Raw genomic sequence first — 9,358 nt, 5'->3', positions numbered from 1 at the left:
TGATATGGCTCGTTCCACTAAGAAAGGGCCCTATGTTGACCTTAAACTTCTTCGCAGGATAGAGGATATGAACGTATCGGGGAATAAAAAGGTTCTTAAAACCTGGTCTCGGCGTTCTACAATCGTTCCGGCGATGATTGGTCATACCATAGCGGTACATAATGGTCGAATTCATATTCCCATCTATATAAGTGAAAATATGGTGGGACATAAACTTGGAGAGTTTGCTCCGACCCGCAAATTAGCACATCATGCTGGGCAGGAACGCTCTTCGAGAGTGAAGTAGGAGAGTGATGGTAATGGAAGCTAAAGCCGTTGCCAGACAGGTGAGGCTCTCTCCCTACAAGGTGAGAAAGATTCTGCCTCTCATCAGAGGGAAAAAAGCAAATGAAGCGATGATGATACTCAAGTATTGCCCTAATAAGGCAGCAAGAGTCGTCAGCAAGGTTTTGCAGAGTGCGGTAGCTAATGCTGAGCATAACTACGGCATGGATACTGACAAGCTGCATGTTATTACAGCTACGGCAGATCAGGGACCCAGCATGAAACGTTTTCGCCCCGTTTCTATGGGAAGAGCCCATCCCTATCGGCACCGTACCAGCCACGTAACGATTATCGTTGCAGAACGTTAAGGAGGGGGAACTCGTGGGACAGAAAGTTCACCCAGTGGGATACAGATTAGGTGTAGTGACAGAATGGGAGTCTAAGTGGTACGCTGAAGGCAGAGATTATGCAAAGAAGCTCCATGAAGATCTCAAACTAAGGAAGTGGATTCTGGATAGATGGGCCCATGCCGGTATCGCCAGAGTCGACATAGAGCGCGTGGGTAATGTTATGCGGTTTTCAATTTGGACCTCCCGGCCTGGTGTAGTAATTGGGCGTGGTGGCGCGGAGATTCAGGCGGTTAAAGAAGACCTTCAGAAGATGACTGGATCAAAAATTATGATCAACGTTCAGGAGATTAAAAATCCTGACGTGGAGGCCCAGCTTGTAGCGGAGAACGTATCCTCTGCGCTGGAGCGCCGGGTCAGCTTCCGGAGAGCCATGAAACAGGCTATCTTCCGAGCGATGAAATCTGGTGCAAAGGGTATCAAAATCCAGTGTTCTGGTCGTCTTGGAGGAGCTGAAATCGCGCGGACTGAATGGTATAACGAGGGGCAGTTGCCTCTTTCCACTCTTCGGGCCGATATTGATTACGGCTTTTCTGAAGCGGAAACCATGTATGGAATTATTGGCGTAAAGGTCTGGATATTTAGGGACAAGGCAAACGAAAAACCTATGGCAACCAGACCATTCAGAAAGAGGGGGTAATCCGTCATGCTTATGCCGAAAAGAGTTAAATATCGGAAACCCTATCGGAGACCTCTTCGCGGTACAGCAAAGGGCGGCGTTACAGTTGCTTTTGGTGACTATGGCCTTCAGGCTCTTGATTGTGCCTGGATTACGGCTCGACAGATAGAAGCAACCCGTATCGCTATCTCCAGAAAAATGAAAAAGGGCGGTAAAATCTGGATCAGAATTTTCCCAGACCATCCCTTTACCAAAAAACCCCTTGAAACTCGTATGGGTAAGGGGAAGGGAAGCCCAGAGTTTTGGGTAGCTCCAGTTAAACGAGGGCGTATCCTTTTTGAAGTGGCCGGTGTCTCTCGAGAAGTTGTAGAAGATGCTTTCAGAACTGCTTCTCATAAGTTGCCTGTCAAGGTTAGAATTGTTGCCCGTGAAGGTCTGGGTGGTGAATAGAAATGGATGCGAAGAGTTTACGAGATTTGACTCTCGAAGAGCTTCAGGAGAAGCATCGTCAATATAAGGAAGAGCTGTTCAACCTTCGGTTTCAAAACGCCATTGGACAGCTTCAGAACACAAGCCGGATCAAAGCGGTAAAAAAGACCATCGCTAGAGTTTTAACGGTGGTACGAGAGAAACAGCAGGCTTCTGAAAGCGCTGCTGGAAGGAGGTAACGACAGATGGAGGCACGTACACCCCATCGTAAGAAACGGGTTGGCACGGTTGTCAGCGATAAAATGGACAAGACCATCGTCGTCCGTGTAATCCGGCACGATATTCATCCGTTGTACGGGAAGAGGATTATTAAAGCCACGAAGTATATGGCTAGTGATCCAGAAAACACCTGTCGGGTTGGGGATCTTGTGAGCATAGTGGAAACCCGGCCTTTAAGCCGTAGAAAATGCTGGGCTCTTGAGAGAGTTATTCAGAGAGCCCCAGTGCTTGACACTCCCGTTGACGAAGTGGCCGAGGAGGAATAGGTCATGATTCAGCTTAGAACAGTCCTTAATGTAGCTGATAACTCTGGGGCAAAAAGCCTGATGTGCATACAGGTTCTAGGCGGAAGTGGACGGCGGTATGGAACCATCGGAGATGTGATAGTCGCTTCAGTTCGAGAGGCTATCCCCAATAGCAATGTAGCTAAAGGTTCTGTGGTTAAAGCTGTCATTGTCCGTACGAAAAAGGAAGTGCGCCGTCCTGACGGATCTTATGTCCGTTTTGACGATAACGCAGCCGTAATTATCGACAACAATGGAGACCCTAAAGGGACACGCATATTTGGTCCTGTAGGAAGAGAACTCCGGGCCAAGAAGTATATGAGAATACTCTCTCTGGCTCCTGAAGTTGTCTAAGGGGGCAATGCGAGAATGAGCAAAATGAGAATTAGAAAGGGAGACCTTGTCAAGGTTATTTCAGGAAAAGACAAGGGGAAAGAAGGGAAAATTCTTCGTAATTTTCCCAAAGAGGGGAAGGTCATTGTCGAGGGCGTTAATATGGTCACTCGCCATGTAAAGCCGACCCCTAAAAGCCCTCAGTCTGGACTTGTGAAGAAGGAAGCCCCTCTTCATGCCGCAAAGATCATGCTTGTTTGCCCCTCCTGTGGCAAGGCAACGAGAGTTAGCCGAGCCTTTTTGGAGGATGGCAGAAAAGTTCGGGTCTGCAAAAAATGCGGCGAAATAGTAGACAGGGTGTAGGGAGGCAAAACCATGAATCCTCGTTTTCTTGACAAATACAAGAATGAAGTGGTGCCTCGACTGAAAGAACAGTTCGGTTACACCAATGTTATGGAGGTTCCACGGATTGTTAAAATCGTGGTTAATGTAGGTGTCGGTGAAGCGAAAACCGATATGAAATATATGGACGCCGCTCTTGCTGAGGTTCGGGCCATTACTGGTCAACAGCCTCTTATGAAGCGGGCAAAAAAGTCCATTGCCGGATTTAAACTTCGTCAAGGCATGCCGGTAGGATGTAAGGTGACTCTTCGAGGAGCCAGGATGTGGGAGTTCCTTGATCGTCTTATATCTTTGGCGTTGCCTTCCATTAAAGACTTCCAGGGAATTTCCCGTAGGGGTTTTGATGGGCGTGGAAATTATAACCTCGGGCTTAGAGAGCAGCTTATCTTCCCAGAGGTAGACTATGATGACGTAATCCGAACTCGCGGGATGAATGTTTCTATTGTAACAACTGCGAAAGCGGACGAAGAGGCCTTTGCCTTGCTGAAAGAGCTCGGCATGCCTTTCAGTAGCCGATAAGTACAAGGGGGAAATGAAATATGGCGCGTAAAGCAATGAAATATAAAGCACAGCTGCCCCCAAAGTTTAAGGTGCGGAAGTATAACAGATGCCCGATCTGCGGACGTATTCACTCGTATATGCGTCAGTTTGATATGTGCCGCTGCTGCTTCCGCAAGTTGGCTCGAGAGGGGAAGATCCCCGGAATCGTTAAGTCCAGCTGGTAAGCGAGAGCGAACATAAGGGGGTCACAGGAATGTATGTTACCGATCCAATAGCTGATATGCTGACGCGGATCCGGAATGCTAACGTGGTGTACCACGAGAGTGTTGATATCCCTCACAGCAATATGAAACTGAGCATAGCTAAGATTTTGAAAGAAGAGGGATATGTCCGGAATTATAAAGTCATCAACGATCCTGAAAAGCCCTATGCTGTTTTGCGTATTTTCCTGAATTACGGTCCTAACCGTGAACGAATTATTCAGGGACTTCGTCGGATCAGCAAACCGGGCAGAAGGATCTATGTGGGCAAAGACAATCTCCCCAAGGTTATGGGTGGTCTCGGAATTGCTATTATTTCCACTTCCCATGGCCTAAAGACTGATACTGAGGCATCTCAGCTTGGTCTTGGCGGAGAGGTCGTTTGCTACGTCTGGTAGCGAGGAGGGATTTTCTATGTCGCGAATTGGACGTAAACCCATTACCCTCGCCAAGGGAACATCTGTAACAATAAAGGATGGCAAGGTTATAGTAAAAGGGCCCAAGGGAGAGCTTTCTTCTGCTCTTGTACCTGGGATTTCTGTTTCTGTCGATAACGATGCCATCGTTGTTTCTCGAGGAAATGATGAGAAACAAACGCGAGCCTATCATGGAATGATGCGGGCTCTTGTAGCAAATATGGTGGCTGGAGTAACAGAGGGTTTTGTGAAAAACCTGGAGATTGTTGGAGTTGGTTACCGTGCGCAGATGCAGGGTAAAAAACTTATTCTCAACGTGGGGTACTCCAATCCGGTGGAATACGATCCTCCAAAGGGGATTGAAATTCTAACCGACGGCCCCACTAAAATATCTGTTAAAGGCATTGATAGGCAGCTTGTTGGCCAGGTGGCTGCCATCATTCGAGCATTCAGGAGCCCTGAGCCCTATAAAGGGAAAGGTATCCGCTATGCTGGCGAGCATATTATCCGTAAGGCCGGCAAAGCCAGTGCCAAGTAACCTGAGGTGACGTGGATGAAAACGAAAAGCAGAAATGATATGCGAATCATCCGGCACCGGAGACTCAGGAAACAAGTTTCCGGAACGCCGGAGCGCCCTAGAATGGCCGTTTATCACAGTCTGAACTATATATATGTTCAGATTATCGATGACATGGCAGGCCATACTCTTGTCTCGGCTTCGACTCTTGAAAAGGAACTTAAGGGATCCCTTTCAGGTCACTGCAACATCGAAGCGGCCAAAGCAGTAGGCAAGCTTGCGGCAGAGCGGGCCCTTGAAAAAGGCATAGTGTCAGTTGTATTCGATAGGGGTGGGCACATGTTCCACGGAAAAGTCAAAGCCCTTGCCGAAGCAGCTCGCGAAGCCGGCCTGAAGTTCTAAAGGGGAGGTCCGAGAATGACCATGAAACGTGTCGACACGAAAGGCTTAGAGCTCTCCGAGCGTGTTGTGGCTATTAACCGAGTCAGCAAGGTTGTAAAAGGTGGAAAACGTTTTAAGTTTAGCGTCCTTGTTGTCGTTGGAGATGGCGAGCAATACGTAGGTGTAGGGATGGGCAAAGCCAAAGAAATCTCCGAGGCTGTTCGTAAAGGTATTGATAAGGCGACGAAGAACCTTCGAGAATTGAAAAAAGTAGGGAGCACCATTCCCCACCCGGTAGACGGAAACTTTGGTGCGGCTCATGTGCTTCTTAAGCCAGCAGCACCAGGTACTGGAGTTATTGCCGGTGGAGTGGTTCGTGCCATTATGGAGCTTGGTGGGGTAAAGGACGTTCTTACTAAAGTTATAGGAAGAACATCTAATCCTGTTAATGTTGCTTGGGCAACGCTCCAGGCCCTTGAAACGATGAGGACGCCCGAAGAAATTTTGCGTCTGAGAGGGAAACAGACCGCTCAGACTGAGGCGGAATAAGGAGGGGTTGTCCTATGGCTAAACTGCGTATTACATGGGTTAGAAGCGCGATTGGACATCAGCTTCGACAGAAGAAGACAATCAAGGCCCTTGGGCTCAAAAAACTTCATCAGACAGTAGAGCACGAGGATGTCCCCCAAATTCGTGGCATGATCAATCAGGTCCACCACCTTGTGGAATGGGCCGTTGTGGAAGACTAGGAGGGACGCACCATGAATTTGCATGATCTTCGACCTGCTCCTGGTTCCCGCCAGAAAGCTAAACGTCTTGGACAGGGAATTGGTAGTGGGAATGGCAAAACAGCTGGGAAGGGAACAAAAGGCCATAAATCAAGAGCTGGCGGAGGAGTTCGTCCTGGTTTTGAAGGCGGGCAGATGCCCATTACACGAAGAGTTCCCAAACGCGGATTCAACAATGCCCGTTTTGCGAAGAGCTATCAGATTATTAATCTCGAACAGCTCGCAGATCGTTTTGAGGCTGGGTCTGTGGTTGGGGTAGAGGATCTCTATCGAGCAGGTCTTGTTAGAGATTTGACAAAGCCGGTAAAAATTCTCGCGAGAGGAGAAATTTCCCAGGGACTTACACTTAGGGTCCACGCCTTCAGTGCCCAGGCAGCTGAAAAAATAGCGGCTGCAGGTGGGAAGGCTGAGGTGATCTAAGTGATAGATTCCTTCAGGGATGCCTTTAAGCTACCAGATCTAAAGAGACGGATACTATTTACACTTGGAGTTTTGTTTATTTTCCGTCTTGGCGCCCATATTCCAACGCCTGGCATTGATGCGTCTGCTATGGCCCAACTTTTTGAACAGGGTGCTGGTGTGCTCGGGTTCCTTGATATTTTTGCGGGTGGTGCGCTGAGGCGATTCAGTATTTTCGCTCTCGGCGTTACACCCTATATTAACTCGAGCATTGTTATGCAGCTCCTCGTTATTGTCTTTCCTGCCTTGGAAAAAATGCAGAAAGAAGGCGAGGAAGGAAGGAAAAAGATTATTCGTATTACCCGTTGGGGGACGATTCTTTTTGCTGGCATACAAGCGATAGGCATGACGTTCTGGCTTGGCCGAGTGGGAATATTCCATGGAGGCTTTTTTGCTGGGGTTATCGTAGTTGTGACGGTAACTGCTGGAGCATTAGCAGTGATGTGGCTTGGCGAGGAAATTACAGATCATGGAATTGGTAATGGCATTTCTTTGCTTATTTTTGCTGGTATCGTTGCTCGGCTCCCAGAAGCTATTATTCGTAGCTGGAGAATGTTGCGGTTAGGAGAAATGAGCATATTTGTTTTGATCTTAGCTCTTCTTCTTATGTTTGCTGTAATTGCAGGGTGTATTCTTCTGCAAGAAGGACAGCGACGTCTTCCAGTGCAATATGCGAAAAGGGTGGTTGGGAACAAGGTATATGGCGGACAAAGTACCTTTATACCATTAAAGGTTAACCAGTCTGGCGTTATGCCTATAATCTTCGCATCATCAATTCTATTGTTCCCTTATTCTATTGCCCGATTCTTCTCTGGGAACATTGCTTTAGCTGTTCAGAAGATGTTTGAGCCTGGCAGTACTGTTTATATGGTACTTTATATTGCTCTTATTATCTTCTTCTCTTACTTTTATACAGCGGTGGTCTTCAACCCAGCGGACATTGCCAATAACATGAAGAAGTATGGCGGGTTTATATTAGGGATTCGCCCAGGTCGCCCTACGTCGGAGTTTATAGAAAAGGTTATGACCAGAATTACTCTCGGTGGAGCGATTTTTCTCGCGATTATTGCCCTCGTCCCCACATTAATGACGAATATTATGGGGATTACGAGTTTTTACTTTGGTGGAACTGCGGTCTTGATTGTAGTAGGAGTAGCTCTTGACACTGTTCACCAGATCGAAGGACAGCTTCTCATGCGGCATTATGAAGGTATATTGAAGCGCCGTGATTCTAAGAGCGGAAGCTTCCTCAGATTCTAAGGGGGATAGAAGAAGCTATGCGAGTCGTTCTGCTAGGACCGCCTGGCGCAGGCAAAGGAACCCAGGCGGCAGAAATAAAAAAGAAGTATGATGTAGCCCATATCTCTACGGGGGATATTCTCCGACAAAACGTAAAGGATCAGACGTCCTTAGGTCGTCAAGCACAAGAGTATATGAATGGCGGAAAGCTTGTTCCTGACGATATTATTGTTCGTATGATGGGCGAGCGGTTGAAAGAGAAGGACTGTGAGAAGGGGTTTTTGTTAGACGGATTCCCTCGCACGGTTCCGCAAGCTGAAGCGTTAAATGAACTTTTGCAAGCAATGCATCTTGCTCTTGATGCTGTTATATTGCTTGATGTGGATGATGATTTAGTGGTAGAAAGATTGTGTGGTCGTCGTATGTGCCGCCAGTGTGGGGAGATTTATCATGTGACGTTTAAACCCTCCCTCAAAGGTGCCCATTGCGCCAAATGCGGTGGAGAACTATATCAGCGCGACGATGATAAAGAATCGGTGATTCGAAGTCGTCTCAAGGTATACCATGAACAGACAGCACCACTCATTGCTTATTACGAGGAGAGAAATTTATTGCGACGGGTCGATGCTGGGACGTCAAGTTCTCTCGTAATGACTGCAATTGAGGCGTTATTTACTAAGAAGGTAGCTGAATGATTGTACTTAAGACGGAAGAAGATCTCCGATATATGCGGAAAGCGGGCCGGATCGTTGCTGATGTTCTCGATCTCATAGCAGGGATTGTCCGGCCCGGCATCACCACAGCCGATATTGATCGAGCTGCAGAAGAGCTTATGACAAAGGAAAGTGCAACGCCAGCCTTTAAAGGGTATCGGGTTCCAGGTATCCCCGTCGCTTTTCCGGGAGCTGTGTGTGCTTCTATTAATGAAGAGATAGTTCACGGGATACCTACTCAGGAGCGATATCTGGAAGAGGGGGACATTATAAGCATTGATGTAGGGGCTTGTTATAAAGGCTATTACGGAGATGCAGCTTGTACTTTCCCTGTCGGACAGGTGAGTCTTGAACGCCAAACTCTTATTAACGTGACCCTTGAAAGTTTAAACAGAGCAGTCTCTGTAGCAAAAGATGGGAATACCATAGGAGACATTGGATATGCGGTGGAATCCTATGTTGTTCCTAAAGGGTTTGGGCTCGTGAGAGATTACACTGGGCATGGTGTGGGGAAACACTTACACGAACCACCTCAAGTCCCGAATTTTGGACGCCCTGGAAGAGGCGTGACTCTCAAAGCAGGTATGACTATAGCCATAGAGCCTATGGTTATGTCGGGAGCGGAAGATACTGTTGTTGGGCCAGACCGTTGGGTAGTTCTCACTGCAGATGGCTCTGACGCTGCTCATTTTGAAAGATCCGTTCTCATCACAAAAGATGGGGCAGAGGTACTTACTCCTTGGGAATGGGCCTGATTGTGGCTGGGACTTTTCAGGTTGGTCAGGTCGTTATTTCGAGAAAGGGAAAAGACACGGGGAAATGGTATGTTGTCGTGAAGGTAGAACCTGAAAAAAATAGGGCGTATCTTTCAGATGGCAAGAGATTTCAAGTGTCTGCCCCTAAACTTAAAAATCTGAGTCATCTTCAGCCTACTCGATGGGTTCTTGAAGAGATTGCAGGGAAGATTTCCAGGGGAGAAAATATAGATAGCGGGAGATTACAATATCTTTTTTCTCAGGTGAGAAATATAGTGAGTAGTGAGTCAGATGCAGGGAGGTTGACATAAC

20 protein-coding genes are annotated in these 9,358 nt (G+C 47.5%); all 20 read left to right on the top strand.

Annotation, left to right across the window (positions count from 1 at the left end; genetic code table 11):
* The first annotated feature begins 4 nt into the window (after positions 1-4).
* The 20 genes from rpsS to K360_RS0107485 are packed head-to-tail and all read left to right on the top strand — an operon-like array spanning position 5 to position 9,357.
* The gene (rpsS, locus tag K360_RS0107575) at positions 5-286 is read left to right on the top strand and encodes a 30S ribosomal protein S19 (protein ID WP_024822565.1); all 282 of its coding nucleotides are present in this window, start codon (positions 5-7) and stop codon (positions 284-286) included.
* Between the two features lie 13 nt (positions 287-299).
* Positions 300-632: a 50S ribosomal protein L22 gene (gene rplV / locus K360_RS0107570; RefSeq protein ID WP_024822564.1), complete on the top strand. Its 333-nt coding sequence runs from the start codon at positions 300-302 to the stop codon at positions 630-632.
* Positions 633-645: 13 nt separating this feature from the next.
* Entirely contained in the window at positions 646-1,311 is a 666-nt protein-coding gene (rpsC, locus tag K360_RS0107565; RefSeq protein ID WP_024822563.1) for a 30S ribosomal protein S3, read from the top strand.
* Between the two features lie 6 nt (positions 1,312-1,317).
* Positions 1,318-1,740, top strand: a complete 423-nt coding sequence (rplP, locus tag K360_RS0107560; RefSeq protein WP_024822562.1) for a 50S ribosomal protein L16 — start codon at positions 1,318-1,320, stop codon at positions 1,738-1,740.
* Between the two features lie 2 nt (positions 1,741-1,742).
* Positions 1,743-1,958 (top strand): 50S ribosomal protein L29, encoded by a 216-nt coding sequence (gene rpmC, locus K360_RS0107555; RefSeq protein WP_024822561.1) that lies wholly within the window; start codon positions 1,743-1,745, stop codon positions 1,956-1,958.
* A 6-nt stretch (positions 1,959-1,964) separates the two neighbouring features.
* Positions 1,965-2,264, top strand: a complete 300-nt coding sequence (gene rpsQ, locus K360_RS0107550) for a 30S ribosomal protein S17 (RefSeq protein ID WP_024822560.1) — start codon at positions 1,965-1,967, stop codon at positions 2,262-2,264.
* 3 nt (positions 2,265-2,267) lie between these two features.
* Positions 2,268-2,636 carry a 50S ribosomal protein L14 gene (rplN, locus tag K360_RS0107545; RefSeq protein WP_024822559.1) on the top strand — a complete coding sequence of 123 codons (369 nt, stop codon included), beginning with the start codon at positions 2,268-2,270 and terminating at the stop codon, positions 2,634-2,636.
* 15 nt (positions 2,637-2,651) lie between these two features.
* The gene (gene rplX / locus K360_RS0107540; protein ID WP_024822558.1) at positions 2,652-2,978 is read left to right on the top strand and encodes a 50S ribosomal protein L24; all 327 of its coding nucleotides are present in this window, start codon (positions 2,652-2,654) and stop codon (positions 2,976-2,978) included.
* A gap of 12 nt (positions 2,979-2,990) precedes the next feature.
* On the top strand, positions 2,991-3,536 hold the full coding sequence (gene rplE / locus K360_RS0107535) for a 50S ribosomal protein L5 (RefSeq protein WP_024822557.1): 546 nt from the start codon (positions 2,991-2,993) through the stop codon (positions 3,534-3,536).
* 20 nt (positions 3,537-3,556) lie between these two features.
* Positions 3,557-3,742, top strand: a complete 186-nt coding sequence (locus K360_RS11240; RefSeq protein ID WP_084043923.1) for a type Z 30S ribosomal protein S14 — start codon at positions 3,557-3,559, stop codon at positions 3,740-3,742.
* Positions 3,743-3,771: 29 nt separating this feature from the next.
* Positions 3,772-4,176 carry a 30S ribosomal protein S8 gene (gene rpsH / locus K360_RS0107530; protein WP_024822556.1) on the top strand — a complete coding sequence of 135 codons (405 nt, stop codon included), beginning with the start codon at positions 3,772-3,774 and terminating at the stop codon, positions 4,174-4,176.
* A gap of 16 nt (positions 4,177-4,192) precedes the next feature.
* Complete coding sequence (gene rplF, locus K360_RS0107525; RefSeq protein ID WP_024822555.1) at positions 4,193-4,732, top strand: 50S ribosomal protein L6; 540 nt, start codon at positions 4,193-4,195, stop codon at positions 4,730-4,732.
* Between the two features lie 15 nt (positions 4,733-4,747).
* Entirely contained in the window at positions 4,748-5,113 is a 366-nt protein-coding gene (rplR, locus tag K360_RS0107520) for a 50S ribosomal protein L18 (RefSeq protein ID WP_024822554.1), read from the top strand.
* A gap of 15 nt (positions 5,114-5,128) precedes the next feature.
* Positions 5,129-5,641 carry a 30S ribosomal protein S5 gene (rpsE, locus tag K360_RS0107515; RefSeq protein WP_024822553.1) on the top strand — a complete coding sequence of 171 codons (513 nt, stop codon included), beginning with the start codon at positions 5,129-5,131 and terminating at the stop codon, positions 5,639-5,641.
* 14 nt (positions 5,642-5,655) lie between these two features.
* Positions 5,656-5,841, top strand: a complete 186-nt coding sequence (rpmD, locus tag K360_RS0107510) for a 50S ribosomal protein L30 (protein ID WP_024822552.1) — start codon at positions 5,656-5,658, stop codon at positions 5,839-5,841.
* Positions 5,842-5,853: 12 nt separating this feature from the next.
* On the top strand, positions 5,854-6,300 hold the full coding sequence (gene rplO, locus K360_RS0107505; protein WP_024822551.1) for a 50S ribosomal protein L15: 447 nt from the start codon (positions 5,854-5,856) through the stop codon (positions 6,298-6,300).
* Positions 6,301-7,599, top strand: a complete 1,299-nt coding sequence (gene secY, locus K360_RS0107500; RefSeq protein ID WP_024822550.1) for a preprotein translocase subunit SecY — start codon at positions 6,301-6,303, stop codon at positions 7,597-7,599.
* Between the two features lie 17 nt (positions 7,600-7,616).
* On the top strand, positions 7,617-8,273 hold the full coding sequence (locus tag K360_RS0107495; protein WP_024822549.1) for an adenylate kinase: 657 nt from the start codon (positions 7,617-7,619) through the stop codon (positions 8,271-8,273).
* On the top strand, positions 8,270-9,046 hold the full coding sequence (gene map / locus K360_RS0107490; protein WP_024822548.1) for a type I methionyl aminopeptidase: 777 nt from the start codon (positions 8,270-8,272) through the stop codon (positions 9,044-9,046). Before K360_RS0107495 ends, map begins: the two co-directional genes overlap by 4 nt.
* Positions 9,031-9,357 (top strand): KOW domain-containing RNA-binding protein, encoded by a 327-nt coding sequence (locus tag K360_RS0107485; protein WP_024822547.1) that lies wholly within the window; start codon positions 9,031-9,033, stop codon positions 9,355-9,357. Before map ends, K360_RS0107485 begins: the two co-directional genes overlap by 16 nt.
* The last annotated feature ends 1 nt before the right edge of the window (position 9,358 follow it).

The sequence above is a fragment of the Aminobacterium mobile DSM 12262 genome (assembly GCF_000526395.1).
GTDB classification, from domain to species: domain Bacteria; phylum Synergistota; class Synergistia; order Synergistales; family Aminobacteriaceae; genus Aminobacterium; species Aminobacterium mobile.
The sequence above is the reverse complement of the archived record's forward strand: the minus strand, read 5'-3'. Positions and strand labels throughout refer to the sequence as shown.